The organism is Arthrobacter sp. TmtSoilC48 (assembly GCF_059739425.1).
In genome coordinates this window covers 2,029,087-2,055,443 of record NZ_AP046049.1, presented here as the reverse complement: position 1 = coordinate 2,055,443, position 26,357 = coordinate 2,029,087, and the positions used below count along the sequence as shown (strand labels likewise).

The 26,357-nt window shown below is 61.8% G+C and carries 15 protein-coding genes and 2 tRNA genes; 4 read left to right on the top strand and 13 right to left on the bottom strand.

Annotated elements, in window-relative coordinates:
* Window positions 1–12: 12 nt before the first annotated feature.
* Entirely contained in the window at window positions 13–816 is an 804-nt protein-coding gene (locus AC6I97_RS09725; RefSeq protein ID WP_216924063.1) for an electron transfer flavoprotein subunit beta/FixA family protein, read from the bottom strand.
* Window positions 817–1,070: 254 nt separating this feature from the next.
* Window positions 1,071–2,762: a S1C family serine protease gene (locus AC6I97_RS09720; RefSeq protein ID WP_497944776.1), complete on the bottom strand. Its 1,692-nt coding sequence runs from the start codon at window positions 2,760–2,762 to the stop codon at window positions 1,071–1,073.
* A gap of 346 nt (window positions 2,763–3,108) precedes the next feature.
* Between AC6I97_RS09720 and AC6I97_RS09715 the strand changes: the two genes are divergently transcribed.
* Window positions 3,109–5,157, top strand: coding sequence for a TPM domain-containing protein (locus tag AC6I97_RS09715; RefSeq protein WP_497944775.1), 2,049 nt, complete (start codon window positions 3,109–3,111; stop codon window positions 5,155–5,157).
* Between the two features lie 99 nt (window positions 5,158–5,256).
* A complete protein-coding gene (locus AC6I97_RS09710) occupies window positions 5,257–6,045 on the top strand; it encodes a PspA/IM30 family protein (protein ID WP_216924066.1) in 789 nt (262 codons plus the stop codon).
* Between the two features lie 99 nt (window positions 6,046–6,144).
* Here the strand turns inward: AC6I97_RS09710 and AC6I97_RS09705 are convergent, their stop codons facing one another.
* The 5 genes from AC6I97_RS09705 to AC6I97_RS09685 all read right to left on the bottom strand — a co-directional run bounded on the left by AC6I97_RS09705 (window position 6,145) and on the right by AC6I97_RS09685 (window position 12,128).
* On the bottom strand, window positions 6,145–6,942 hold the full coding sequence (locus AC6I97_RS09705) for a GntR family transcriptional regulator (RefSeq protein ID WP_224088135.1): 798 nt from the start codon (window positions 6,940–6,942) through the stop codon (window positions 6,145–6,147).
* 150 nt (window positions 6,943–7,092) lie between these two features.
* A tRNA-Met gene (locus tag AC6I97_RS09700) sits at window positions 7,093–7,166 on the bottom strand.
* 421 nt (window positions 7,167–7,587) lie between these two features.
* Window positions 7,588–7,661, bottom strand: a tRNA-Met gene (locus AC6I97_RS09695).
* A gap of 203 nt (window positions 7,662–7,864) precedes the next feature.
* Window positions 7,865–10,861 (bottom strand): UPF0182 family membrane protein, encoded by a 2,997-nt coding sequence (locus AC6I97_RS09690; protein ID WP_497944774.1) that lies wholly within the window; start codon window positions 10,859–10,861, stop codon window positions 7,865–7,867.
* A gap of 130 nt (window positions 10,862–10,991) precedes the next feature.
* Window positions 10,992–12,128 carry a YlbL family protein gene (locus AC6I97_RS09685; protein WP_224164800.1) on the bottom strand — a complete coding sequence of 379 codons (1,137 nt, stop codon included), beginning with the start codon at window positions 12,126–12,128 and terminating at the stop codon, window positions 10,992–10,994.
* 211 nt (window positions 12,129–12,339) lie between these two features.
* On the opposite strand from AC6I97_RS09685, the gene AC6I97_RS09680 reads away from it, so the two are divergent.
* Window positions 12,340–13,776, top strand: coding sequence for a zinc-dependent metalloprotease (locus AC6I97_RS09680; protein WP_497944773.1), 1,437 nt, complete (start codon window positions 12,340–12,342; stop codon window positions 13,774–13,776).
* A 45-nt stretch (window positions 13,777–13,821) separates the two neighbouring features.
* Here the strand turns inward: AC6I97_RS09680 and AC6I97_RS09675 are convergent, their stop codons facing one another.
* The 3 genes from AC6I97_RS09675 to nudC are packed head-to-tail and all read right to left on the bottom strand — an operon-like array spanning window position 13,822 to window position 17,563.
* Complete coding sequence (locus tag AC6I97_RS09675) at window positions 13,822–14,445, bottom strand: M48 metallopeptidase family protein (protein ID WP_497944772.1); 624 nt, start codon at window positions 14,443–14,445, stop codon at window positions 13,822–13,824.
* Entirely contained in the window at window positions 14,445–16,577 is a 2,133-nt protein-coding gene (locus tag AC6I97_RS09670; RefSeq protein WP_224164807.1) for an ATP-dependent DNA helicase UvrD2, read from the bottom strand. Before AC6I97_RS09670 ends, AC6I97_RS09675 begins: the two co-directional genes overlap by 1 nt.
* Window positions 16,574–17,563, bottom strand: coding sequence for an NAD(+) diphosphatase (gene nudC / locus AC6I97_RS09665; protein WP_224164809.1), 990 nt, complete (start codon window positions 17,561–17,563; stop codon window positions 16,574–16,576). The genes AC6I97_RS09670 and nudC overlap by 4 nt, the downstream gene beginning before the upstream one ends.
* 179 nt (window positions 17,564–17,742) lie before the next feature.
* On the opposite strand from nudC, the gene AC6I97_RS09660 reads away from it, so the two are divergent.
* Complete coding sequence (locus AC6I97_RS09660; protein WP_497944771.1) at window positions 17,743–19,038, top strand: macrolide 2'-phosphotransferase; 1,296 nt, start codon at window positions 17,743–17,745, stop codon at window positions 19,036–19,038.
* 24 nt (window positions 19,039–19,062) lie between these two features.
* Here AC6I97_RS09660 and AC6I97_RS09655 read toward each other — a convergent pair whose 3' ends face one another.
* From AC6I97_RS09655 to AC6I97_RS09645, 3 genes are read right to left on the bottom strand one after another with little or no spacing between them, the layout of a single operon-like run.
* The gene (locus tag AC6I97_RS09655) at window positions 19,063–22,593 is read right to left on the bottom strand and encodes an ATP-dependent helicase (protein ID WP_497944770.1); all 3,531 of its coding nucleotides are present in this window, start codon (window positions 22,591–22,593) and stop codon (window positions 19,063–19,065) included.
* Entirely contained in the window at window positions 22,590–25,907 is a 3,318-nt protein-coding gene (locus AC6I97_RS09650; RefSeq protein WP_497944769.1) for an ATP-dependent helicase, read from the bottom strand. Before AC6I97_RS09650 ends, AC6I97_RS09655 begins: the two co-directional genes overlap by 4 nt.
* A complete protein-coding gene (locus tag AC6I97_RS09645; protein WP_497944768.1) occupies window positions 25,904–26,320 on the bottom strand; it encodes an MGMT family protein in 417 nt (138 codons plus the stop codon). The genes AC6I97_RS09650 and AC6I97_RS09645 overlap by 4 nt, the downstream gene beginning before the upstream one ends.
* Window positions 26,321–26,357 lie beyond the last annotated feature (37 nt).

Sequence of the window (26,357 nt, the reverse complement as noted above, 5' to 3'; positions counted from 1 at the left end):
GGTTGGAGTCCTTTAGAGCAGCTTCTGTGCGGCCAGGAAGTCGACGAGCTTGATGCCGGCGTCGCCCTCGTCGGTGATGATCGTACCTGCGGTCCTGGGCGGGCGGGCAGCTGCAGACTCCACAACCGTCCACGAGCCTGCCTGGCCTACCTCGGAAGGATCGACACCGATATCGGCAAGCGACAACGAGGCAATCTTCTTCTTCTTCGCTGCCAGGATTCCCTTGAAATTGGGGTATCTCGGTTCATTGATCTGATCTGTGACCGAGACCAGCGCCGGGAGCTGCGCTTCCACGGTTTCCGAGTGGGAGCCGGCATCCCGACGCGCCACCACGGTTCCGCCGTTAACCTCCAGGCTTGAGGCAAACGTAAGCTGCGGGAGCGACAACCGCTCGGCCAGCTGAGCCGGGATGAGAGAGGTCTCGCCGTCCGTGGAAGCCATGCCGGTCAGAACCAGGTCCACCGGGCGTCCATCTGCGGAGAGATGGCGGATGGTGGCTGCAAGCGCCAACGACGTGGCCGCGGCGTCCGAACCAGCCAGCGCGTCATCGCTGAGGTGGACCCCGGAATAGGCGCCAATCTGCAACGACTTCTTGACTGCGTTTACCGCACCGGAGGGCCCCATGCTGAGGGCAATGACCTCGTTGCCGGCTTTGGCCCCGCCACGCTCTTCAGCCAGCTGCAGTGCTGCCTCAAGTGCGTACTCGTCAAGTTCGGACAAGATGCTCTCATCACGGTCAGTTGTGTTGCCGGGTCCGGTGATGTGCCGGTCGAACTGCGCGTCCGGGACGTGCTTGACCAGAACGACAATCTTCAATGTCTCTTCCACTGTCTTCGAAGCAGCCTTCCATGCTTGTGGACGGCCAACCGCAGGAGCGTGGCCGTGAATTGCCCAGCGTGTGGGCTTCCCCTAGCTAAGCATATTGCCCGCAGAAACCCGCAGAAAAACGATTGTGCGTTAACGCCTGTTTCATCCGCTACGGCAACTGCGGGCACAGACCGACGGCGGGCCACACCGCTGAGGTGCCGCCCGCCGTCGTCTCCTTTGTGCAGGTTACTGCCGTTGGGTCGTTACTGCTGTGCAGCGTCCAAAGTGACTTCCACTTCCTGGGACTGGCCGTTGCGCTGGATAGTTACCTTGACCTTGGCGCCAGCGGGCTGTTCGCGGACCGCCGCGGTCAACTGGTTGGGGTCAGTCACCTGGTAGTCACCGAACTTGGTGACGACGTCGCCAACCTTGATGCCTGCCTTCGCCGCGGCCGAACCCGAGGTCACTGAAGCCACCTCCGCGCCAACCGAGAACCCTGAATCGCTGCCCGTGGACGACTTCGACCGCACAGAGACACCAAACTGGCCGTGGCTCGCCTTGCCGGTATCGATGATTTCCTGTGCAACGCGCTTGGCATGGTTGATCGGGATGCTGAAGCCCACACCGATGTTGCCGGTTGAGGAATCCGATGTGCCACTGCCCGCAGACGCGATGGCGACATTGACGCCGATGATCTCGCCCTTGCTGTTCACCAGCGCACCACCGGAGTTGCCCGGGTTGATCGCGGCGTCAGTCTGGATCACGTTGATCGAGATCGAGCCCTCATTCGCAGTCGGCTGGCCCTGGCCACCGCCCGGAGGGGCGAACTGGAAGCCCTGGTCGCCGCCCTGCGAATCGTCAGTGCCTTCCTTCGGCGCAGCAGAGGAGGCGACGCTGATAGTGCGGTTGAGCGTCGAGACAATACCGTCCGTCACCGTGCCAGTCAGGCCAAGCGGCGAACCGATCGCGACGGCGGTGTCCCCCACATTGATCTTCGAAGAGTCACCGAGCGTGGCAGGTACCAAGCCGGACGTGTCGTCGACTTTGATGACCGCAAGGTCCGATAGCGGATCGGTTCCAACGACCTTGGCTTTCAGGACTTTCCCATCACTGGTGCGGACCTCGATGGCGGCATTGGACGTTGCACCATCCAGGGTCACCACGTGCGTATTGGTCAGGATGTGGCCCTGGTCATCGATAATGATGCCGGAGCCCGTTCCGCCTTCGTTACCGGCCGTCGCTTTGATGGTGACGACGCTCGGCGACGCCTTGGCTGCCGCTGCTGTGATGACGTTAACGTCATCCTTGTTGTTGACGATCACCGTGCTCGACTGCCCGCCAGTTGAAGCCGCCGGTGCCGGGTTGTCCAAAAGCATGTTGCTGCCCGCCACCACGCCGCCACCTACCAGGCCGGCGGCGAGGATGCTGGCAAGCAGCGTCCCAATACCGAACGCCGGCTTGCGCTTGGTGCCTACCGGGGACTGCTGGCCAGGTGCGCTGTGGAAGCCCTGCCCGGGAGCGGGGTTTCCGGGCGCGTGGTTTCCGGGGTTGGTCCCCCCGCCGTAAAACGGCTGGTGCTGCGGGTAGTTGGGGCGGTGCCCGGATTCGTGGGGCTGAGGGCCGCCGTAGTACTGTGGCTGGCCTGTGTGTGGCTGGCCTGCGTTGGTCTGTGCCCCTGTGTTTGGCTGGCCTGTGTTGGCGTGTGCCCCTGTGTTGGCATTGCCTGGACTGCCATTGGTGTGAGGCGCCGATTGGGCAGGAGGCTGGAAGGCCGGCAGCGGAGTTGTTGCATGCGTACCGGTTTCCTGCCCGGAATTCCAGGCAGAGTGCTGGGTTGGCTGCTGATGGGTTGGCTGCTGCCGGGTTGGGGCGGCGTCAGAGCTTTCAGCGGGATCCCGGGGCTCGGACGGATCACGGTTCTCTGGTGCGGTGCCCTGCGCTGGGTTCTCCGTCATGGGACTTCCTTTCATCCTTGTCTCCCATAACTATGGCCCTTATTACTGGAACAAAATCGGACGTTCGCTGGGAGCTTCCTGAAAGCCCGTTTCAGTGCGGCACAGGACCCCGGGTAAAGGACAGCGAGGGCTGATACACAGAGCCTCAACGCGCGGGCATTGCGGGTTTCTCCTATGTTTCGCTGGTGGCATATTCAACGCTGTGGACGGGGTATGGGGTGCACCATAGAATCAAGTGGAATTGCCACAGCGACCTGCGGCTTTACAAACCATGCGTGGGGGCGCTGAGCATTCTGTGACGATTGGTTCGCCTTGTTCCAGTCGCAGACGTGCTGAAGGGTTGCACATGCGGTCAATAGTGAAACGTGTACTCGCCGTGGTTGGCGTGGCTGGAATCTTGGCCCTCCCGGCCGGCGCCGCCTGGGCTGCAGATCCGGTGACCATACCGTCCGGCCAAAACATCGTGGATGATGCCAATGTCCTGGGCAGCCGCAAGGGCGAAGTTCAGGAAGCCATCCAGAAAACACTCAAGGACCACAAATACAACCTGTACGTGGTTACGGTGAACTCCTTTGAGAACCCTGCTTCGGCCGCCGATTGGGTTAAGGCCGTAGCCACCAAGAAGGGCATGGGCAAGGCCGACGCCATTCTGGCAATCTCTACTGCAGGTCAGTACAACTTCGCCTTGAACTCCGGAAGTTCCATTTACTCCAAGCAGTCCAACATCGCGCAGAACGCCGTTGCCGCCAACCTGGGCGGCGGCAAGAAGGACTACGCCCAGGCAGCAATTGACACAGCCGCAGCAATTGGCGACGCCGCCGGTGGCGGCAGCGGTACCGTGCCGAGCGGTAATGGCAGTGTCGGAGTCCTCGTCGGTGTGGGCGTAGTGGCAGCAGGCGGCGCAGCCACCTACCTCTACCTGCGAAATCGCCGCAAGAAGGTCGGCCAGGCATCCAGCGCCAGCTACGGCCCCCAAGGAGAAGAGCTTGACCCACTGGCAGGGCTGAGCATTCCGGAGCTGCGCCAGAAGAGCGGCTCGCTGCTGATCGAAGCTGATGACGCCATCAAGTCCAGCGAACAGGAGCTCGGCTTCGCCCAGGCCCAATACGGTGACTCTGCGATTGGCAACTTCACCAAGGCCCTGCAGGAAGCCAAAGCCCATATGACCGAATCGTTCAAGTTGCAACAGCAGCTGGACGACCATATTCCGGACACCGAGGAACAACAGCGCACATGGCTCGGAGAGATTATTCGCCGTTCAGAAGCGGCCCTCGCATCACTGCGTGACCAGAAGGCAGACTTCGACTCCCTTCGCGAGCTCGAGAAGAAGGCCCCGCAGGCCCTGGCCACCGTCACGGCAGGTGCCCGGGAGGCCGACTCCAGGATCGCCACTGCAGAGCAATCCCTTGAAAGCCTTCGCAGCAAGTACGCCGAGTCTGCGTTGACGCAGGTCTCCGACAACATCCTGCAGGCGAAGGAACGCCTGGCGTTCGTTCAGAATGCAGCCACTACCGCCCAGGAAAAACTGGCTGCGGGAGAAAACAGCCTGGCCGCCGTAGCGGTTCGCGCTGCCGAAGAGAGCCTGCACCAGACGAACGTCCTGATCGACGCGATCTCCAAGACGGCGGGCAGCCTTGACGAGGCCCGTGCCTCCTTGGAAAGCGCTGTCGCCGAGACCAGCCAGGACCTCGCGCAGGCCAGGGCCATGATCCAGTCAGGTGAACATCCTGAACTAGCAGGGCCCGTAGCTGGCGTGGAAGCGGCGCTGGCCCAAGTCAAGACGGAGATCCAAGGTGGAAAGATCGACCCCATTGCCACCCTGACGCGCGTTGAAACAGCGCACCAAGCGCTGGATCAGTCCCTGTCCGGCATCCGGGACCAGCAGGAACAGGCCCGCCGCGCGCAAGCGTCCTTGCAGCAGACCATCATGGCGGCGCAGGCCCAGATCAGCGCGACCTCGGACTACATCACGGCACGTCGTGGCGGCGTTGGGACTGAGGCCCGCACCAGGCTCGCAGAAGCCCAGCGCAATCTCGACTACGCTTTGTCGATCTCGCGCAATGACCCTGTAACGGCGTTGACCTACGCCCAGCAGGCCCACTCACTCGCTGCACAGGCAGCCCAACTGGCGCAGGCCGACGTCGACCACTTCGGTTATGCCGATCAAGGCTACGGCCGCGGTGGAATGTTCGGAGGCGGCGGCGGAGGGGGCGGCCTTGGAGGCGCAATCCTCGGCGGTATCCTGATCAACTCCATCTTCAACAGCGGAGGCGGCGGTTGGGGCGGCGGCCACAGCGACGGCGGTGGCGGCGGATTCTTCGGTGGCGACTCCGGCGGCGGCGACTGGGGTGGCGGCGGAGGTGATTTCGGCGGCGGCGACTCCGGCAGTTTCTAGCCCCACACTTTAGCTGGGGTCCATGCCCCATCTAGGAGCGGTACAACAACTGATCACTGATTTCAGTGGGTTCCACTGAGCAGGACGAAAGGCAACACCATGGTTAAGCAGTCCATTTTCGGCCGGATCTCGCAGCTCGCCAAAGCAAACATCAACGCTTTGCTGGACCAGGCTGAAGACCCGCAGAAGATGCTGGACCAGATGGTCCGCGACTACACGAACAACATTGCTGAGGCCGAGTCGGCAGTGGCTCAGACCATCGGAAACCTCCGCATGCTGCAGGCCGACTACAACGAAGACGTCAAGAACGCCCAGGACTGGGGCAACAAAGCCCTTGCCGCGTCGCGCAAGGCCGACGAGTACCGGGCTGCCGGTGATACCGAGGATGCCACGAAGTTCGACAACCTGGCCAAGGTTGCCATCCAGCGTCAGATGACGGCAGAGTCGGAAGCCAGGGCCGCGGAGCCCAGCATTGCGTCCCAGACCGAGGTTGTGGACAAGCTCAAGAGTGGGCTTGACCAGATGAAGAACAAGCTCAACCAGCTCACGGCGAAGCGCAACGAACTCGTAGCCCGCTCCAAGACCGCAGCTGCGCAGTCGCAGGTACACGATGCTTTGAAGAGCATTGACATCATGGACCCAACCAGTGAAGTTGGCCGTTTCGAAGAGAAGATTCGCCGGGAGGAAGCCAAGGTCCTGGGCCAGCAGGAACTTGCCGCATCCAGCTTGGATGCCCAGTTCAATCAGCTGGAAGACCTCGGGGAGCAGACCGAAATTGAGGCCCGCCTGGCTGCTCTGAAGTCCGGAGGCAGCAAGCCTGCCATCGGGGCCGGGGCCCCGGCCTCCAGTGGTGCAACGATCGACGAAACCGACTTCGACAAGCTCTAGCGAGGTAGGGCCTTACGGCTCTCTGATGTGCACGTGAACCATGCAAATGGCCGGATCCCTTCCAGGGTCCGGCCATTCTGCTTCTGTCGCCAACCATGCCTAGAGCAGGGAAGACTCCAAAGGGTCCTGGCCAGGACCAACGTCCGTGGCCACTTCAGCACGGATTTCGAAACCCTTGGGGTGGAAATAAGTCACCGTGCATTCAAGGACTTCACCGTGCGGCCCCAAAGTGGTCCGCTCCAAGCGCGGGACCATGGGAAATTCACGGACATTCAAGGCATCGGCAAGGTGCTCCGGTGGGGCGTGCATCGTGACCGTGATTTCGGCCCGCTGGAGAGGCTTGGACGTCCTGTCCTGGATCACCTGGTAAATGGAATTGCGCTCAGCATCCGCGAGGCTGATGTGACGGCCGATGTGGGAAGGGATAAAGATTTCCGCAACGGCATAGGGCCATCCGCCGCTTGAATAGGAGCGACGGATCACCAGGACGAGATTGTCATCGGAAACCAGCTTGGCTGGCACGGACCTGTCCTTCTCCATCCATTTGTATTCAATCAGGCCTTTGACAGTCTTCATTCCTGCTGCTGTGAACGTCTCCATGAAGGGCGCCAGGCGGTTCAGCATCCGGACCGGACGCTGCGCCATGACAAAAGTGCCCTTGCCCTGCCGGCGAACAAGCAACCCCTTCACAACAAGGGTTTCTATTGCTTTGCGGACCGTAGTACGACTGATCCCGTACTCATCCATCAACGATTCCTCGGTCGGGATCCGTGCGCCCGGTTCCAACCGGCTGACTTGATCAGTCAGGACGTCTGCAACCTGCTGGTACACCGCTACGGGGCTGTTCCTTTGCAGGGCCTGTCGATCCAGGTCCTGGTTGAAGTCTTCCTTGACCATCCGGCCTTCCCATTCATTCCCCGCACGCAGCCATACCGGATTTGATGCTAGCACCGGCACTGGTCCCTAGCACCGGCACCGCGGGCGCCTGGCGCAGCATGAAAACAAAAAGGTCCGGATCAGTGAAAACTGATCCGGACCTTTCTCCAGTTGCGGGGACAGGATTTGAACCTGTGACCTCTGGGTTATGAGCCCAGCGAGCTACCGAACTGCTCCACCCCGCGTCGCAAGAACAACTCTACCGCACCAGGCAGGGTGCTTATGACCATCACGTGGTGAAGGTGGTGCAGATCACGGTCCGGAGGGTTGGTCGCCTAAGATCCGGGGTCATAGGAAAAACGTGTGTATGGGGGACACTGTTCAGCTACCTGGGCGCCGAGTTCGCCGGCCTCCAGATCGCCTCGACCACCAACCGCATGGAAGGCGGCACCAACGCCCAACTCCGGTTAGACGCCCAACTCCTGTTACTGGTGCGGGCCCATCGGGGCAAAAGCGAAGAGCACCGCAAAGGCTGGGCCGGACGCACATGACACACCCGGGATTTACACACGTTTTGTCCTATAACCCCGTTTTGTCCCATAACGCTAAGATCCGGGAAAACAAAAGATCCGGACCAGTGAATACTGATCCGGATCTTTTCTCCAGTTGCGGGGACAGGATTTGAACCTGTGACCTCTGGGTTATGAGCCCAGCGAGCTACCGAACTGCTCCACCCCGCGTCGCAAGAACAACATTACCGTCCGGTGAATGGCAGACCAAATCCTGACGACGTGATGTGCATCTCCCCCGGTCAATATCGCTCAATCGAATTTCCGGAAGAGCGCTTCCCCAACCATTTTGTAAACCAAAAGGGCCGTTGCCCGCTCCAGGAGGAGAGGACAACGGCCCTTCTAGTCACGCGGCGTCAACCTTTCACCGGCTACTAGCTGCTCGGCGACGGCGACGGCGTGGCGCTTGGTGTAGCACTCGGCGTCGCTGTCGGTTCCGGCGTTATGCCCAGGCGGGTCTCGGCGTCGATGGCCCTCTTGAGTGCCTCGGAAAGCCTGGTCTGCTGCTGGCCATAACCGGCAAAGTCTCCCTTTGCCAGAGCTGCCTGCCCATCCTGGATTGCCTTGTTGGCCTCGTCCAGAGCCGCCTTGAGATCAGCCTTGGCGTCCGTCGGGCCGGCAGGAGGCGCTGTGGTACCGGGCGGCGTTGCAGGCGTTTGGCCATTGTTCTCAGAGTCGCCAGCCTTGGCTCCGGAGTTACCGCCGAACAACTGGTCCAGAGCCTCATCCAAGGTAGCTGCAAAGCCGATCTTGTCGCCGAAGGCCACGAGGACCCGCTGCAAGGTTGGATACGAGGTCTCGCCTGTTGACTTCAGGTAGACGGGCTGGACGTAAAGTAGGCCGCCACCCACGGGCAGGGTCAGCAGGTTTCCGTTCAAGACGTCTGATGCGCCCTGACGCAGCAAGTTAAGCGCCTGGGACACGGTGGGATCCGAGTTGAACTTGTTCTGCGCCTGTCCTGGGCCAGGAACCTGGGTATCCGTAGGAAGTTGCAACAGTCTTAGCTTGCCGTAGCTGTCAGCCTTAACTCCCTTGACGTTCCCGGCATCCGAATCGGCGGCCAGGAATCCGTACAGGATGTTCCTTGCGTTGCCGTTGACTGTTTGCGGAATGAAGGATGACGTCAACTGGAAAGCAGGCTTGTCCTGGTCAGGCATCTGCAGGGACATGTAAAACGGCGGCTGCTTGACGGCTTCCGAGACTGTGGGGTCATTCGGAACACTCCACGCATCATTGTTTTGGTAGAAGCTGTCAGGGTTGGTGACGTGGTAGCGGCCAAGGAGTTCGCGCTGGACCTTGAAAAGGTCCTCGGGGTAGCGGACGTGGCTCATGAGGTCGCCGGACATCTCCGTGTAGGACTTGATCGTGGTGGGGAACACCTTCTGCCAAGCCTTCAGGAGAGGATCATGGTCGTCCCAGGCATAGAGCGTGACCGAGCCGTCGTATGCGTCGACAGTGGCCTTGACCGAGTTGCGGATGTAGTTCACGGAGCTGTTGGGCAGTGTCACCGTCCGGCCCGCACTGGTCTGCGAATCAACGGTCGCGTTCTGCAACTGCTGGGGCTGGGAGTACGGGAAGTATTGGCTGGTGGTGTAACCGTCAACGATCCACTTCACGCGACCATCGACGACGGCCGGATACGCGTTGCCATCCACGGTCAGGTAGGGAGCAAGCTTCTCAACCCGTTCGCGGGGATTGCGGTCGTAGAGAATCTGGGATTTCTCGTTCACGCCGTCCGAAAGCAACAAGTCCGAGGACTGGAACTTGATGGAGTACAGAATGCGGTTGAGCCAGTTGCCTACGATGGGTCCGCCGTTGCCGGTGAAGGTGTATTGGGTTTCTCCCCCGCCTTCGCGACCAGCCGGGCGGTCCTGCTCGCGGTGCTGGGCACCCTCGGGAGCGCCAACGATCGAATATTCAGGAGAGTTCTCACCAAAGTAGATGCGGGGTTCGTACGTGGTGTCGTTGCCGAGAACGCCGTTGGATGGAATGCCTGATTGCAGAAATTCCGGTTTGCCATCAACCGTGAACTTGTTGCCCTTCGCTGCGACAACACCGTAACCGTGCGTATAAACGATGTGTCGGTTGACCCAGGTCTGCTGGTTTGCGCTCAGGCCGTCCGGGTTCAGTTCGCGAACAGCGATGACGGTGTCCTGCACTTTGCCATCCACGGTGTAGCGGTCCACATTCAGTGTCTGGGGGAACTGGTAGTACGGACGGTACTGCTCAAGCTGGGCGAACGCCGAGGAGATGAGGTTCGGATCCAGCAGGCGGATGTTGGCCGCAGTCTGGGCGTCCTTTGCCAAAGCTCCGCTCGTAGCCGTTGTTGTGGCGTTATAGGCGGACACATCAATCTTGTCCAGGCCGTAGGCTGCCCGGGTCATCTTGATATTGCGGTCAATAAACTCCCTTTCCAGGGTGTTCTCCGAGGGACGCACCTGGAATTGCTGGATAACCCATGGGTAGACGCCACCCGCCAGGATGGCCGTGATGATCAACATCGCGGTACCGATTACCGGCAGGCGCCAGCGGCCAATAACCGCAGCGATGATAAAGAGAATCGCAACCAAGCCCGCGGCAACCGCCAGGATGGCCTTGGTGGGCACAACGGCATTGACGTCTGTATACAGTGCACCTGCCCACCGTCCGGATGAGCTCTGCACGGTGGAGTACCTGTCCAGCCAGAAATTCACGCCAAGCAGCAGCAGGAAGAATGCACCTGTTACGGCAATGTGGATCTGGGCGGCACGGCTGGTGAAAACACCACGCTCCATGAGCCGGATGCTTCCGTACAAGTAATGCGTGAGGATGCCGGCAATGCCAGCCACTACCGCAATGCTGATGAGGAATCCGGTAACAAAGCCAAGGAACGGGAGCGACATCAAGTAGAAGCTGATGTCGAGATTGAACAACGGATCCGCTTGGCCGAAGGGCTCCTGGTTGAAGAAGAGGAGAACCTTCTGCCACTGGCTTGCCGCTGCGCTGCCGGCAAAGAGCCCGAACAGGATCGGCAGGCCGACCATGACGACTCGGCGGACAGGCTCAAGCTGGGCCTGGTAGCGGTTGAGGTTGTCACGTGACTCAGCATCCGGAGCGTAGACCGGCCTGGCGTGGTACGCGATCCTGATGGCGAAGTAGACGGCAGCGAACATCATGGCGAAACCGACCAGGAACGTGACGATCCGGGCGAGGTTCTCGCGGACATAAACTTCGAAGAAGCCGAGCTGCTGGTACCAGAGGACGTCTGTCCACACATTGGCGAAGAAAATGAATCCAACGACGGCCACTGCCACGACGATGAGCGTCGGAGTCAGGGCACCTCGTCTCAGCGGCGATCTTCCGGGCGGGTTGGAGCTGGCGGGACGGGACAAACTCTGTACCTCATTGGTGGTCGTCAGTTAAAAGTCGGTGTGCGTGTGTTCAACGATCTCTGCCCCTGGGCGATGGCGGAGTCCGTCATATATGCCACGAGTGGCGGTGGAGCTAAGTTCCACCGCCAGTCTAGTTGTTGGTGCAGGTGGGAAGGCCCGCCGTGTCCTGTCCTGAACCGAGTCGTTCCACTGCTGCGGTGGCATCGGCCAAGGTTTCCACCTTAACCACCTGCAGGCCATCAGGAATGTGCCCTACGACGTCGGCGCAATTCGCGGCCGGCGCAAGGAACATGGTGGCTCCATGCTGCCGCGCTCCAATCATCTTCTGCGCAATGCCGCCGATGGCTCCCACTGTTCCATCAGCGGTGATGGTTCCGGTCCCTGCCACGTGCTTTCCTCCAGTGAGGTCCCCTGGCGTGAGATTGTCCACGATGCCCAGGGCAAACATCATTCCGGCGCTTGGACCCCCCACGTTGTCCAAGGAAATTTTCACTTCAAACGGGAACGTGAAGTCGCTACCCAGGAGGATGCCCAGGACGTAGCGGCCAGCGGGATTCCTGGTGGGCGTTATCGTTTCCGTGACTGCCGAACCGTTCCTGTCCACGACGAGGACCGCCGGGGCGCCGTTTCCGGCTGCCAGTTCAGCCTGGACCATGCTGAGGGAGGAGATCGGCTTTCCGTTGATGGAGGTCAGCCGGTCTCCTTCCTGAAGTTTCCCCACGGAAGGAGACGGATCCGAGAGGCCGGCCACCTTGAGCCTCTGTTCAAAGGGGATATCCAATTGCCGCAGCGCTGCGGCAACAGCGTTTTCCTGTGAAGTCTCCATGGCAATTTCGCCTTGCTGGACCGTCTCTTCAGCTGTGGTGCCTTTGGGGTAGATCAGTTCCTCGGGATAAACGGCTTTGGATTTGTCCAACCAGGCCCGGAAGACTTCGAAAATTGTTGCAGGAGTCTTCGGCCCGCCCGCCATCACCACCGTGGTCAGGTCCAGGTTTCCCTTGGCTGGGAAGGACTCATGTCCCGAAATGCTGATGACCGGTTTGTCCCCATCCTGCCCCAACGTGTTAAAGGTCGGTCCGGCAGACTCAACTACGTAGGGAACCGGCAAAGCAGCCGCCCCGATCCCAAGTCCCAGTGCCAGCAGGCCCGAAACCACCATGATCATGTACCGGCCGCTGCCGGCAGGTTCCGGAGATTCAGGGGAGGAATCGGCGTCGGGCGTTTGACGCGGATCGAGCGAGCCCTCGGGGCTGGGCGAAGTAAGCATTGAGGCCTCTCTTTACCGGCACTGTGCGACCGGCATTTTGGCTCCTGCCGCTGGCCGCGGCGACGGGCACATACCAAACATCCACATTACGCGGTCGGACGTTGTGGGGATGCTTTGCCTACAGCGAACGGCGCCGCACACAGGCAGACAGCCTTCCCACCGCGCGGTACGGTGAAAGTGATCACCAGCCAGTTCGACGATCGGCGGCACCATGACTTCCAATCCCAACAACCCGTCAGATGACGATGAGACGCCCAAGGACCCGCTGGCGGAAATGCTGCAGAACCTGATGGGCGGCCAGGGCATGGGCAACATCGATCCCGCCGAACTGGCCAAGGCTGCAGGGCTGCCCAACGATCCCCAGCTCCTGCAGCAAATGTTCGCACAAGTCCAGGCCATGATGAGCTCAACGTCCGAGGGTCCGGTGAACTGGCAACTGGCCCATGAGAACGCACGGCGCGTTGCGGCGTCCGGGAGCGATCCATCGGTAAACGCCCAGCAGGCCCGGGACATCGATGAAGCACTCCGGCTCGCGGAACTATGGCTGGATCCTGTGACGGACCTTTCCGCCACCGGACTTATCGGCCGTGCGTGGTCCCGTGCGGAATGGGTTGAAGCAACCCTTGGAACCTGGAAGCGGCTGACTGAGCCAGTTGCCAACAGCATCGCCAATGCATTGTCCAACGCCTTGACCCAGCAGATGCCCGAGGAAATGAAGTCCATGATGGGTGGTGCTTCGTCAATGCTCCAGAACATGGGCGGCGCCATTTTCGGGATGCAATTGGGCCAGGCGATTGGCGCACTCTCGGCCGAGGTAGTCAGCTCCACGGACATCGGTGTTCCCCTGGCTGACCTGGAGATGGCCCTGCTCCCGGCCAACGTCGCCAAGTTCGGCGAAGGTCTCAGCCTCCCCGAAAACGATGTCCGGCTCTTCCTCGCCGTCCGCGAGGCAGCCCACGCCCGGTTGTTCGTGCAGGTTCCGTGGCTGCGCGGCCACTTGCTCGGCGCCATTGAAGCCTATGCACGAGGCATCCACATTGACATGTCCCGAATCGAGGATCTCGCAAGGGAGCTGGACCCCGGCAAGCCTGAAGGAATCCAGGAAGCCTTGTCCCAGGGCGTCTTCACTCCGGAGCGGACGCCCGTGCAGACTGCCGCTCTTGAAAAGCTCGAAACGGCGCTTGCCCTCGTGGAGGGATGGGTGGATGAACTCACTGCTGAAGCCACCGACAAGGTACTCCCCTCGGCTACCGCCCTTCGCGAAACTGTCCGTCGTCGGCGTGCCACCGGCGGCCCTGCCGAACATGCCTTCTCATCGCTTGTGGGGCTGGAACTGCGCCCACGCAGGCTTCGGGAGGCCGCTACCCTCTGGGCAACACTGAAGGCAGAACGCGGTATTGCGGGCAGGGATGCCATTTGGCACCATCCTGACCTGCTGCCCACCGGGGAAGACCTGGACGATCCCAAGGGCTTCTCCGAACGCCGCAGGCTTGCCGAGGCCAGCGACACCGAGGTTGACGATGCTCTGCAGAAGCTCTTGAGCGGCGGCTACGATGAGCCCGGGGACGCCGAATCGGAAGGTGACGACTCCCAGGACGACAGCGGGCCCGACCCAGGCAGCGCAGATCCGAAGTCACCGTCCACCTAATCTCAGCAATGGTCGCCATGAATTTCATGGCGACCATTCTCGTCCCTACTCCGTTTCGTCCGCGCCCGTTCCAGCTGATTCATTGGCGTCACCGCTAATCCCACGGGAGGTGGCGAACGCGACCCCCTCCAAGAATGCTTTGGCGCGCTGTGTCTCCGGGTAGGCCGTCAGCAAGTGCCAAAACTGCGCATTGTGCCCCGCTACCAACAAATGCGCCAATTCGTGCAGGAGCACGTAGTCGATCACCCACTGTGGCATCGCCTGAAGCTTGTTCGAAAGCCGGATGGTTCCATCCGCTGGAGTAGCCGAGCCCCACCGTGAGTTCTGGTTCGTCACCCAGCGGACCGACGTCGGAACCGCCCGTCCTCCGAGGTAGGTCCGCGAAAGGTGAGCTGCATGCTGGGCAAGTGCCTCGTCCGTAGCAGGCCTGCGCCGATCTGGTTTACCCGCCCTGCGCTCACCCTGCCTCTGGAGCTTCGCAAGCATGCGCCGCACCCACTCGCGCTCCTGCGATTTGGTAAAGCTGGCGGGAATCGCGACAACGGCATTACCGTCTTCCCAAAACGCAGCTACCGTCCGCCGGCGCCGGGCTGAGCGCCTGACAACTACTGGAGCACCGTCGTCGGTGAGCATGGGAACGTCGGCCTGGCCGGCTGTTGAGCGCGGCATCAGAGGTTGGTGCTCTCTGCGAGGACGGCGAGGACGGCTTCTCCGTAGCGCTCCAGTTTGGAGGGCCCTACCCCCGCCAGTCCGGCCAATTCCTCCAGCGACGCCGGCCGGGCTTCGGCTATTGCGGTTAATGTGGCATCAGTGAAGACAACGTAGGCGGGAACATCGGCAGATTGCGCTTCATCGCGCCGCCACTGCCTCAGTGCGTCAAAGGTCTGTTCCTCATATGTCGGCGGGCACTGGTTGCACCGACCCACCTTCCTCTCGGCTCCGGAGGCAAGCATGCTTCCACACACCCTGCACGACGCCGGCGCGGCAGCCTTGCGGCGGGTGGAACCTGCCCGGCTCCTGGCGTTCGCGGACGCCACCGAATCCGGCCGGAGACCATCGAGAAAGCGCGAGGGCTTGCGGTTGGCGCGGCCACCCGGAGTACGCGCGGAGGACCATGACAGGTTCAAATGCTCACGCGCACGGGTGATCCCGACGTAGAGCAGCCGGCGTTCTTCGTCCACGTCCTCCGGTGTGTCCGCGAAGGAGATAGGCATGAGTCCTTCGCTGAGGCCCACCAGGAAAACGGCATCCCATTCGAGGCCCTTCGCCGCGTGAAGAGAGGCAAGGGTCACACCCTGAACTGTGGGAGCATGCTGGGCCACCGACCGTTCCTGGAGCTCGTTGACGAACTCAGCCAAGGTGAAAGACTCTCCACGGCTGACTGACAACTCATCAGCCAAGGCCACCAAAGCGGCCAGGGATTCCCAACGCTCGCGAAGTGCTCCCCCGCTGTGTGGCGCGGCTTCGCTGTAGCCAAGCGAGGCAACAATGTCACGGACAATCTGGCCCAGGGGCTCCGGGGCGCCTTCTGCCACAGCCCTGGTAGCCGCACGCAGCTGCAGGATGGCATCCCGGACCTCCTTGCGGGCGAAGAACCTCTCTCCGCCGCGAAGCTGGTAACCGATTCCCGCTGACGCCAACGCTTGCTCGTAAGCTTCCGATTGCCCGTTGGTGCGGAACAGTATGGCGATCTCGCTGGCTTTTACTCCCGTGTTGAGTAGCTCCTGGATTCTGCCGGCAACGACCGCCGCCTCCGCTTCGTCGTCCGGACATTCCATGAACCGCGGTTCCGGGCCTGCTGGCCTTTGGGCGACAAGCTTGAGCGGAGGCGCCCACGCCGCATCGGCAACCGGTCCACCACTTCGCCGGGACCCGAGAAGCTCATTGGCCAGCTTAACTACCTGCGGGGTGGACCTGTAGTCACGGATGAGCTTGACGACAGTGGCGCCTGGGTAGTGTGCCTTGAAATTCAAGAGATGTTTGGGTGAGGCCCCCGTAAAGGAGTAGATGGTCTGGCTCGCATCACCCACCACGCACAATTCATCACGACCACCCAACCAGAGATCCAGGAGCCGCTGCTGAAGCGGGGAAACATCCTGGTACTCGTCGACGACGAAGTGGCGGTATTGCTCCCTGACCGTCGCTGCAACCTTGGGATCCTCCTGGAGGATCCCAACCGTAATAAGCAGGACGTCTTCGAAGTCAATGACGTTGCGGTCAGTCTTAATATCCTCGTACGCCTGGAAGACCCTGGACACAGCCGTGAGGTCGAAGCCTCCCGGAGTCCCGCGTCCTTGTGCATTCTCCAGGTAGTTGGCAGGTGTGAGCATAGAGACTTTTGCCCACTCAATCTCTGCAGCCAAGTCCCTGATGGAAGCGCGATCAGTGCTGAGGCGAAGCCTGCGTGAGGCCTCAGCAATCATGTTCGCCTTGTGGTCCAGCAGGCTGGGCAGGGTACCGCCGATCGCCTGCGGCCAGAAGAACTGCAATTGCCTCAGGGCCGCAGCATGGAAAGTCCGTGCCTGGACATTGGCCACGCCAAGATCCCGAAGCCTGCTCCGCATTTCGGCCGCAGCCCTGGCTGTGAAGGTCACGGCCAGCAGTCTCTGTGGTGAATACACCCCCGAATGCACTCCATAAGCGATACGGTGCGTAATGGCGCGGGTTTTGCCCGTGCCTGCACCTGCGAGTACGCAAAGAGGGCCAGTGAGAGTGCTGGCCACTTCACGTTGCTCATCATCCAAGCCGCTGAGGATCCGCTCCTCCAGTGAGCCTCCGACGTCGAAAATTCCTCCTGTCACGGCTGGAGGTCTTCGATGACGCCGCCATACCAATGCTCAATCAAGGAGCGCGCAATGGACAGGCGCGTGGAGATGGTGATCTCGCCACTCAACACAGCCTCCTGCAACTCTTCACGGCTGAACCACCGCGCGCGGGTGACCTCTACGCCGTCGGGGCGGGCAACGGCGTCGTTCGTTATTGCCGTAAATCCCAACATGAGCGAGGCAGGGAAGGGCCACGACTGCGAACCGAGATACTGGCAGGCAGTAACGCGTACGCCTACTTCCTCGCCGATTTCGCGGACAACAGCCTGCTCAAGCGATTCCCCGGGTTCAACAAATCCGGCAAGGGTGGAGTAGTTCCTGGCGTCCGCAGGCCCGCCGCCACCCAGCAGGAGCCGGCCGTCGGGGCCAACGACGGTAACGATGATCGCCGGGTCTGTGCGCGGATAGTGCTCAGAGTTGTCCTTGGGACACCGCCGCACCCAGCCCCCGGTTTCAATATCAGTTGGCGTGCCGCACTGCGGGCAATGGGTATGGGTCGCGTGCCAGTTGGAGATGGCGCTGGCTTCGATGAACAAGGCAGTGTCAGTAGCATCGAGGCGTCCTGCAACTTCCCGGAACCCGGCCCACTGCGCAACGGAGGGGATCAGGGCTGTCCCGGGCACGGGCGGCTCAGCAACAGTAAACAGCAAAACGGGAGTACCCTCGGCCACGGACGAAGGCCTCAAGGTGGTACCCAGGTAGATAGCAGTCAGGGCGCCGGCTTTTGCTTCGCCGAGGGCAGCCCACAGTGGACCAGCATCCCCGAACCAAAGGCCATCCCTGCTCACCAGCGCCTTGCGTTGGGAAATGACCATGGCCTTGGCCCTGCCGGAGGCGATGAGGTCCTCAACCATGCCAGGCTTCATGCGCTCACTGGAGCCTCGGTCCACCAACGCCGGGCGCACTGGAAGAACAGTTTCCATCAAGTGGTTGGCCAGCGCCGGAGACTCCGCATAACTCATGTATCTACCGTACTGATTCGCACCGACAAAGAACATTTGGATCGGCCGCTTGTGCATATCGTGCCAATGCCGGCGGCTGAGGGGACCGATGATCCACTTCTGCCTTGTTTTCGTGCGGATCTGAAGACTCGCCGCACTGCATCATAGCCATAGGCGCCACTCAATCTACCGTGGAAGACGTGAGAAGAACACCGCTCGAACTGGCCGCTGTAGCAACCGCGGCGGTGCCCGGACTGGCACCGACGGCTACAGCCTATTCCCCCGATGACGACGCCGACTTCGATTCGGCGTTGTTGCTCGATGCGGAAGGCAAGCGTTGGCGCGTCCGTTCGCCGCGTCATCCCGAGGCCAGTACCCGCCTCGAAACGGAATTCATGGTCCTTCGGGCCTTCGCGCCCGCCATCCGTGCCGAGCTTCCTTTCCATGTGCCAACCATCGCCGGCACAGTCCGGCAGGGCGCCCTCACAACATTCGTGTATGCCCATCTGCAGGGTTCCACGCTGTCCATTGACGAGCTATCCGCCGGCAGTCCGGCTTTGGCCCGTGAAATTGGCAACGCCCTTGCCGCCATCCACGACCTCCCTCTGGCACTGGTCAACAATGCAGATCTGCCCAGTTACTCGGCCAACGAGTTTCGGCAGCGCAAGCTCAACGAATTGGACCAGGCGGCCACTACCGGCAAGATCCCCGCCACTTTGCTGCGCCGCTGGGAGCATGCCCTTGAGGACGTCGCACTGTGGCGGTTCAACCCTTCGGTGGTTCATGGCGACCTCCACGAAGACAACCTGATGGTTCAGGACGATACCGTGACGGCCTTGACGGGGTGGACCGACCTCCGCATTGGTGATCCCGCAGATGATTTCGCGTGGCTGGTGGCGTCCAACGAAGCCTCGTTCGTTGAAGCGGTCCTCGGCCGGTATACCGAGGCGCGCCGGGACACACCCGACGCCCATCTGCTTCGACGCGCCGCTTTGCTGGCTGAATTCGCGTTGGCCCAGTATTTGGTGAAGGCAATGGCCGTTGGGCACGACGACATGACGTCAGAGGCAGTATCAATGCTGCAGTCCCTTGCGGATGACATAGAAGAACAAGCCCGGCATGACGAGGCCGTTCTGGCCGCCGAGCAGGCGGCTGCAGCTGAGGCTGAAGGCGCGGCACTGCAGGAAGCCGCGAATCACTCGAATAACGTCCGGCAGCCTGCCGTTACTGTCGTGGCGATTCCCGACGCCGGGACTTCAGTCCCGGCGCCTTCCCAACCTCCCACATCGTCGAAGGAAGCCCCCCGCGCCGGAGTGCCTGACGCCGAAGCACCTGACAACGAGGAGCCTGACAAGGAAGCAGCATCCGATGCGGATGCTGAAACGGTGTCGAACAAGGTGGCGGATGAATCCTCCCCTCGGTCTCAGGATGACGCGTCGACTGCAGCTTTGCATGTTGTCAATGTGACACCGCTGCATGCCGGCGAGCGTTCCTAGACCAGCGCTTCTCCCGGATTCCTTCTACCCGGAAACCCCACGCGCGGGATCGTTCATGAGGGCCTCGTCGATAATCTGCTCGAGTTCCTCGGCATTGCCCAAGTCATGCGGACGCACGACAGCATCCTCCGCCACGTAATAGAACGCCGCGCTGACTTCCTCCAGGGGAACGCCCTTCAACCGCGCCCATGCAAGACGGTACACAGCCAACTGCACGGCTTTCGCTGCGAGCTGTTTGCCTGCAGGCCGGCGTCCTGTTTTCCAGTCGATGAGTTGCCATCGCCCGTCCGCGTCGCGGAAAACGGCGTCGATACGTCCGCGGACCACCACGTCACCGATCCTCGTTTCCACAGGCACTTCCACAAAGGCCGGGGCCCGATGCGCCCACTCGGACTGCTTGAACGCTTCAACCATTTGATCCAGGCCGTACGCTTCGTCGATATGGGCATCCGAGCCGGGTGCTTCGTCGATGTCCAACATGCCGGTTGTTCCGAAGTACTCCTCCACCCAGGCATGGAAAGCTGTGCCCTTTCGGGCCGAAATGCCCGGTTCCCGGGGTACGGGTCGGCGCAGTTGGGCCAGCACCGCTGCGGGATCTGCGCCAAGGTCAACGAACAGGGAGGCCGAGATGTGGCTGGGCAAGTGCACATCCTGCCGAAGCTTTCCCTGGAGCCGGCGATCCAGTAGCAGCTGGGCTTCGTGTGACCACCGCCCCGGGTTGCCTGTCAAAGCTTCCGGTGGTCCTTGAGAAGCGGACTCCTCCATGAATTCACGTACCCGGGCCGCAGCCCGGTCCATGGCGGCACGACGCCCGGGAACGAGCCTGATGCGGGCTCCCGTACGGGGATCGGACGGGCCTTCGAGTGGATCATACGGAAATTGAGCCACTTCCAACGTGGCGGTGAGCGGGCTGCTATCGGGCAGGGATTCTTCGGCTACCGACTCGGGGTGGACCACAACGCCCTGGACATTCGCGACAGCCAGGGCGTCCCCGGACGAGGAGGACACTCCCGCGAGCGGCGCCAGCTCGGAGAGGAACGACGACATCCCTGCCATACCGGATCTGGACCCATTCCATGCGGAGCTGGACACCATCAAAACAAACTTGGCCCGCGTGTAGGCGACGTACGCAAGCCGGCGTTCTTCGGCTTCGCCATGATGTTGAACTTCCGATTTGAAGTCCTTCTCAGCGTCCAGCCACCCCTTTTGGTCGTTGTGGTCAAGATCCCACTGCGGCAGATCAGCCCGGTCACCGCGCAACGGCCATGGCAGGGCAGCTGCGCCGCTGCTCCATCGTGAGTCCCTGTTGCTGGGGAAGGAACCTGCGTTGAGCCCGGGGACAAAGACGACGTCCCATTCCAGCCCTTTGGAGGCGTGGACTGTTAAGAGTTGGACTGCTTCCCGATTGGTTTCAAGAGGAGCAATGTCCAGGCCACCTTCCTCCGAGGCTGCGGCTTCCAGCCAGGAGAGGAAAGCCAGGAGGTCGATCCGCTGGGAGGTCTGCAGGAATCCGGCGGCCGCGTCCTGGAAGGCATCCAGGTTCCGGCGTGCTTGGTGGATGCTGACGCCAGGCTTTGCGGCCACCTCGATATCCAGCAACATGGCACGTTCAACCTCGCCGAGCAAGGTTGTCAGGTCATCCCCAATGTAGGTGCGAAGGGTGCGCAGCTCCTCCGACAACCTCGTCAATCGTTCCAGGGCTGGAAGGCTCAGCGACCTCCCATGTCCGGATGTCCAGCCCGGCCGCGGCAGGAAGTCCAAGGCTTCCACAAGGCTCGCGGCGTCAGTGATGTCGCTTTCCATCACGACAGCAGCCGGGTCTTCGTCCGCCACCTCAGGGGTGTTGCCGGGACCTGACCTCCGCTTGGCCAGGAAACGGGACCAATCATTAAAGGCCATGAGGTCCGCTGGCCCAATGCGCCATCGTGCTCCGGCTAGAAGCCGCATCAAAGCATCGGAACGGCCAGGATCAGCCAGAACCCGCAGCGTTGCCACCAGGTCCACTATCTCAGGCGTGTCCAACAGACCCCCGAGGCCAACGATCTCATAGGGAATTCCTTGAAGTTCGAATTCCCTCCGAAGGCATTCCATCTGCGCGCGTCGCCGGCACAGAACCGAAATTGTTGGCTTGACCGGAGTACCGTCTTTCTCTTCCTCGAAGACGGTCCTCTGGTACCGCCGGACGTCGCGGGCAATAGCGCCAGCCTCATCTTCGTCTGTGCTGAAGCGACCGATAACAACGCTGCCTTCGGCCGCGGCCGGACTCGGCGCCAGGGGTGGAACCGCCACGCCACTTGCAGTGTCCCTCTCCCCCGCGGGGCCGTCGGCTGCTGCGGCTTTGTTCAAGGGCGCGGCAATAGTGTTGGCTGCCTGGAGGATGTTCCTGCCGTTGCGCCAAGCCGTGGTCAGGTAAGACGTTGGCGCCACAGAATAGGAGTCTCCGCCAGATGCTTGATCGTTGTGCCTCACGGGGAACTCCTGCACAAAATGGAAGAGCTGTCCTGCGGAAGCGCCGCGGAAGCCGTAGATCGATTGGTTCGGGTCCCCTACCGCGGTGACGGCATGACCGCGGCCGAAAAGGCGCGAAAACAAGACAAGCTGGGCATGCGAAGTGTCTTGGAACTCGTCCAGCAGCACCACCTTGTAGCGTGCCCGCTCCGTGGCGGCGGCCAACGGTATTTCCCGCGAGATGCGGGCTGCAAGTGCCACGAGGTCCCCGAAATCCAGCACTCCCCTTTGACGTTTGGCATCCTGGTAGCGCAGAACCATATCTGCGACGCTGGCCCGGGTGCGCAGCATGGCAGCGAGCTCCCCTGCCGCCTGCGTGGGGCTCTTCTTTGCCCCGGCCGCATAAGGGAGTTGCTCGAAGGACTGAACGCGTTCCAGCACCCAGTCCCGGACGGTGGCGGGGTCCTGCAGGTGTTCCGCGCACTCGCCGGCCAGCTGGATGACGGCATTGACGAGCGTCGACTTTGCCGCGGTGAAATGCTCGTATTCGCCGTCGTAAGCCTCAACAACCTCGCTTGCCAACTGCCACGATTGGGCACCGCCGAGCAGGACGACGTCCCGCTCGATGCCCAACCTCAATCCATAGTCCGAAACAATTCCGCTCGCGTAAGAGTGGTAGGTGGACACTTTGGGCTCGAGGTCGTCGGCACCCAGAAGCCCTTCCGGGAAGCCGATGCTGCCATCGTCTTCGTTGGCTATGCGCTGGAGGGTGGCCAGTTTTGCCCGGATTCTGCTGGCCAACTCGCCGGCAGCTTTACGGGTAAATGTCACACCCAGGACTTCCTCGGGCCGGACCCAACCATTGGCCACGAGCCACACAACGCGGTCTGCCATGGTGGCGGTTTTTCCCGACCCCGCGCCGGCAATCACCAGCCGTGGCGTAAGGGAGGAAGCGATGATGCTTGCCTGCTCTGCGGTGGGGTGGTTCTTTTCGCCAAGAATGTCTGCCAGTTCCGACGGGGAGAACCTGGGAACGGGCAGCCCGGACTCCCCTTCCAGGATTCCGGCATCCCTGCTGCCGGATCCTTCAAGAAGTTCGGTAGTCATTCAGTGACCTGCTTTCCTCTGGCGCACAGTGGGCAAATATCGGGCAGACGGCAGCCATGTCCGCTGTGTCCCGCTTTGCTCGGATCATGCCGGGCTTCGAACGTTGCACCGGCCATGAGTTCCGCGGCCTCATGGACCAAAGCCTCTGCCCAGTTGTCGTCGGGCTCGAGTGGATCCTGCTGTTGAACCCCCGGGCTCTTGGTCTTGGTTCCCAGCTGTGCAAGGACGGCCCCACCTGGAACAGGGTAGCCGGACTCCCCAAGTGCGCCCGCATCCTCGAATGCACCTTTGAGCACCGCTGCCTGGTACGCCCCCAGCTGGGGGTGCCTGGCTACTTCGGCCTTGCCCGGCTGGCGTTTTCCGGTTTTGAGATCGACGATCACCAAACGGCCTGCGGCGTCGATTTCCAGGCGGTCAACCTGTCCGCGGAGCACAGCGTGCCGAGTGGCGGCCGAATCATCCGCATCCTCATTCAGACGTGCAGAACCCAGGTGGACGTCGGGAAGTTGGACTTCGAAGTCGTGCTCCACCGCCAGCAGGCTCCTGCCTTCGCTTCGCATGATGAGCACGTACTGGGCCAATTTGCGAACCATCTGTTCCGCACGCTGGTAATCGAGCTTTCCTTCCCAATTGTCTTTCATGCCAAGGGTGGGCCAGCGGCGAACGAGTTCCGCAACGTACTGCGTCCCTGAAGCGTCCGGCAGCTCCTGTGCAATGCTGTGCACCAGTGTGCCAAGGCTCCGTGCGAAGTCCGCGGCAGCTTCTCCCCCGGCCGCTTGCACAAACCAATCCAGTGGGGACTTGTAGACGGTCTCCACCTTGGATGGCGATACCGCAACAGTGCCTCCCGGTGGGACAACCGCTTCCTCGGAGCTCAAGGGCGCCAAGCCCCACCAGGTATCCGGATGGGCTCCGGCCACGGGTGGATCAACAGAAGCAAGACGAGCCAGCACGCGTGCTGCCTCGCGCGCCGTGGGCGTTTCGCCGTTGGCGTCGTGGTCTTCAGCCTGGGCATGCTGCCTCAACTCGGCCACCAGCGCACGAAGAGTCATGGGTCGATCCACCGGGGTGTAGTCGCGCCGGTACTCGCCGGAAGCCAACGGTGCGACATAATCCAGGAAGGCGGAAGGTTGTTCGTCCTCCGAAGAGACAGCCGTGCAGATGAGGACCTCCCTGGCGCGTGAGACCGCAGTGGAGAAACTCCTGAGTTCGTCGTAGCGGATGTCCCTGAGCCTGCTGAGGGGTCCGCGGCCCAACGCGTAGTCGACTCCATGCTCCACGGCGTCCGCAAACAGGGTGCTGCCCAGGAGTTCCCCGCGTAGACGGGTATTCGGCCAGACACCTTCCTGCAGGCCGGCCACGATCACCACAGGCCATTCGCGGCCAGCAGCACTGGCGGGAGTCATGATTTCCACGCATTCCTCAAGCTGGGCCCTCGCTGCAAGGGTGTCCATCGGAAGTTCCTGGTTCAACAAGTAATCGAGGAACTGTTCCGGGCCTGAGCCGGGCAGTTGATCCACAAAACGCTCCGCCGTGTGGAACAGCGCCATCATGGCGTCAAGGTCGCGGTCAGCGCGCGCCCCTGCACTCCCTCCTTCCAGCGCAGCGTCGGACCAGCGTGGCGCCAAGCCCGTGGCGTGCCATAGCGCCCAGAGGACGGATTCCGCGTTGGCCCCGGGTTCGGCTGCTGCGGCAGTGCCCGCAGCAATCATCCGTGCAAGTCGTCGGGCAGGGTTTCCTTCAATTCCCAACGAAGCCAGCGCTCCCGGTTCAAGCAACGCTTCCACCAGCAAAGCGTCACTGGAACGTCCGCCGCCGCCAAGCAGCTCCTCGCGCCGGAGAGATTGACGGAGGCGGCGGAGCTCAATGGCAGACGCTCCACCAATGCGCGAAGTCAGGAGGGAAACAGCGGTTTCGGGAGTGAGCTTGGCCGGATCAAGGATGACAGCGAAGACTTCCAGGAGGGGCCGGACGGCCACCTCATCCCGTACTGCGGAATCAGCCACAGGAACGCGCACGGGAATTCCCTGTCCATTGAGGTACCGCTGGAGTTGCGAGATCAATCCACCATTTCGGACAATGACGGCAATATCACTGAAGTCCCGGCCCTCACGCAACTGCGCTTCCAGAATCCGCTGTGCAACGTATCGGAGCTCATGGACAGGAGAAGGCAGCACGTGTCCTTCCACCCGCCCGCCGTTGCTTATTTCCCGGGCGCCTTCGATGGACTCCGGCTGTTCGAGTCGCCTCGCCTTTTGGCCCCCGGATCGTTGTGAGATACGTGCGGCAACCCTTGTCCAGGCCCGCGCCACCTCGGGGCGATGACGATGCGTGGTCCACAGTGGCCGCTCAAGAACCCCATGGCTTCCCTCGAGAAGCACGGGCAGCTCCGCGACAAGGTCCGGCCGCGCTCCACGAAAGCCCTGCACCACCGTGTCAGGCGAATACGTAACTATGGCGTCCTTGCCCTCGGCAATATCCGCCAGGAGTTCAAACACGGCAGGATTGGATTCCTGGGCATCGTCCACGAGAATCAGCTGCAGCCGGTCACGCTCAGCGGCCAGGAAAGCCGGCGAGTCCTGGAAAATCTGGCGCGCCGTGGTGATGATCCCTGCGGGATCAAAGGCCTCGGGCATGCGGAGGTCCAAAACATCCCGATACTCGCTGTAGAGCTGGGCGGCCGCCATCCAATCCGGACGCCCACATTCATAGGCGAGCCCCACCAGGTCCTCTGCAGTGCGGCCGGACTCGATAATGCGATCAAACAATTGGCGGATCTCGTGGCGGAAGCCGCGGGTGGGCAGTGCTGCGGAGAGGTCCTCCGGCCAAGGCAACTGATGCCCTGGGCGGGAATGGCCTTCCAGCAGCTCCTTGATGATCAGATCCTGTTCCGGTCCGGAAAGGAGCTTCGGCGGACGGGGCAACGGCAGGACGCCTTCCGCTTTGGCTCGCCGGATGACGTCGAAGGCGTACGACGCCCAGGTGCGTGCCGGCGTCGTACTGAGGCTTCTGTCCAGGCGACCGGTGAAGGTGTCCCGCAAGGCGGCCGCGGCGTGTCGGCCAGGAGCGAGAATAAGTATCCGTTCGGGATCCACGCCGTCTTCATTAACTCGGCGGACCGCCGACTCGACCAGCACCGTGGACTTTCCGGTGCCAGGGCCTCCAGGGACCAGGACAGGTCCGCCTCCTTGCCTGACTGACACAACCGCACGCTGGTCCGGAGACAGGTCAGGCGCCGCGTAGTGAATCTCGCGCGGCGGAAGCAGGCGGAGGGCTGCCGGGGCTTGGCGGGTTTTGGTAGCTGTTGCGGTCACACAGTCATTTCATCATCGGGCACCGACAAATTATGGAGCTGACGCTCCAACTGGTCCGAGATCACATCAATACGATCGAATTCAGCATCAGTTGGCGCCCATCGTGCAGCTCCAAGGTCCACGCGCCAGCGGCCCTCGCCTGTCCGTAGGAATTCCTCAAAGGCGCCGTGCAGGGGTGTGGACTCCTGCACATAATGGCGCAGGGCCTCTGGCTCGTGGCCGGGCGGGGCATCCCCGCTTGCCCGTAGGACACGCCACCAAGCTACGGAACTGCCGTAGTGGCTCATCACCGCGCCCACCTGCCTGGGTCCGCCGGCTCCAAGGAGTTCTGCGACGTCACCATATGACAGGGCCGTGCCGGGCGGAACAAGGTCCACGACAGCCAGCACCGCCGTCACATACTCCATCCGCATGTGCTCCAGCGTAGCCGCAGGAGTGTCGCGCCCAGTA

Excerpts from the sequence above, each read along its gene's own strand:
- AC6I97_RS09720 (WP_497944776.1), bottom strand. The coding sequence starts at position 2,762 with ATGACGGAGAACCCAGCGCAGGGCACCGCACCAGAGAACCGTGATCCG.
- AC6I97_RS09645 (WP_497944768.1), bottom strand. The coding sequence starts at position 26,320 with ATGCGGATGGAGTATGTGACGGCGGTGCTGGCTGTCGTGGACCTTGTT.
- AC6I97_RS09715 (WP_497944775.1), top strand. The coding sequence starts at position 3,109 with ATGCGGTCAATAGTGAAACGTGTACTCGCCGTGGTTGGCGTGGCTGGA.
- AC6I97_RS09710 (WP_216924066.1), top strand. The coding sequence starts at position 5,257 with ATGGTTAAGCAGTCCATTTTCGGCCGGATCTCGCAGCTCGCCAAAGCA.
- AC6I97_RS09705 (WP_224088135.1), bottom strand. The coding sequence starts at position 6,942 with ATGGTCAAGGAAGACTTCAACCAGGACCTGGATCGACAGGCCCTGCAA.
- AC6I97_RS09655 (WP_497944770.1), bottom strand. The coding sequence starts at position 22,593 with ATGACTACCGAACTTCTTGAAGGATCCGGCAGCAGGGATGCCGGAATC.
- AC6I97_RS09685 (WP_224164800.1), bottom strand. The coding sequence starts at position 12,128 with ATGCTTACTTCGCCCAGCCCCGAGGGCTCGCTCGATCCGCGTCAAACG.
- AC6I97_RS09675 (WP_497944772.1), bottom strand. The coding sequence starts at position 14,445 with ATGCCGCGCTCAACAGCCGGCCAGGCCGACGTTCCCATGCTCACCGAC.
- AC6I97_RS09680 (WP_497944773.1), top strand. The coding sequence starts at position 12,340 with ATGACTTCCAATCCCAACAACCCGTCAGATGACGATGAGACGCCCAAG.
- nudC (WP_224164809.1), bottom strand. The coding sequence starts at position 17,563 with ATGAGTTATGCGGAGTCTCCGGCGCTGGCCAACCACTTGATGGAAACT.